This window comes from Okibacterium endophyticum (assembly GCF_054780075.1).
Genome location: NZ_BAAGXA010000017.1, coordinates 1 through 1337, shown reverse-complemented (window position 1 = coordinate 1337; position 1337 = coordinate 1). Strand labels below are relative to the sequence as shown.

General features: G+C 65.8%; 1 protein-coding gene. It reads left to right on the top strand.

All coding sequences use genetic code 11. The features are described from left to right. Positions 1 to 175: 175 nt before the first annotated feature. Positions 176 to 1337: IS110 family RNA-guided transposase (locus ACYVF5_RS16630; RefSeq protein WP_460948472.1), on the top strand; the 1162-nt coding region annotated here is incomplete at its 3' end.

The window sequence follows — 1337 nt, the reverse complement described above, 5'->3', positions numbered from 1 at the left end:
TGCCCCCTGTCGCTGTTCATGATCTGGGGGGTGTTGTCACCGGGCCTGGTTGGGCGGCGTGTGATCGCTGATAGGGACAGGGTCCGGCTTGGCTGAGGGCCGTTCGTAACGTGGATGCCGAGACTCGCCGCTGCTGGTTCGGGCCGACTTGGTTGGTTCGAACGGAGGAATGGGGATGGGAACGAGCATTGTCGGACACGACGACGTCGAAGTGTTCATCGGTGTCGATGTCGGCAAAGGCGAACACCACGCAGTCGCACTCGACAGGACCGGGAAGCGACTCTTCGATAAGGCGCTGCCCAACGATGAGGCGAAGATCCGCGACCTCATCGGCGGGTTGAAGACCCACGGGAGGGTGTTGTTCGTGGTGGATCAGCCAGCCACGATCGGTGCTCTGCCGCTCGCGGTCGCGCAGGCCGAAGACGTGCTGATCGGATATCTACCTGGCCTCGCGATGCGCCGAATCGCGGACCTCCACGCGGGTGAGGCGAAAACCGACGCCCGGGATGCGGCGATCATCGCGGAGGCCGCCCGAGCGTTGCCTCACGCGCTCCGATCGTTGGAACTCGCCGACGAGCAGGTCGCGGAGCTGTCGATGCTTTGCGGGTTTGATGACGACCTCGCCCAGCAGATCACCGCGACCAGCAACCGGATCCGAGGCCTTCTCACCCAGATCCACCCCGCCATCGAGCGAGTGATCGGACCGCGCCTGGATCACCCCGCAGTCACTGATCTGCTGCAGCGTTACCCCTCACCGGCGAAGCTGCATGCAGCTGGCGAGAAGCGGCTCGGCGATCGCTTGATCAAGCTGGCTCCAAGGATCGGGCGTCGCATTGCGGCTGAGATCGCCCAGGCCCTGACCGAGCAGACCGTGGTCGTGGTCGGCACAAACGCCGCGACCCTGGTGCTGCCGCGGCTCGCACAACAACTCCAATCCCTGCGGGAGCAGCGGGCCGAGATCGCTGTCGAGGTCGAACGTCTCGTGGAGGCCCACCCTCTTCATCCCGTCCTGACGAGCATGCCCGGAGTCGGCGTCAGGACAGCAGCCCGGCTCCTCACCGAAGTCGCCGGCAAGCACTTCGCCACCGCCGGCCACCTCGCCTCCTACGCCGGCCTCGCACCCGTCACCCGCCGATCCGGGTCATCGATTCGCGGCGAACATGCCTCAAGGCGCGGGAACAAGATCCTCAAACGGGCCCTGTTCCTCTCCGCGTTCGCAGCCCTCCGCGACCCCGTCTCCCGCGACTACTACGACCGCAAAATCGCCCAAGGCAAGCAACACAACCAAGCCCTCATCGCCCTCGCCCGACGCCGCTGCGACGTCCTCCACGCCATGC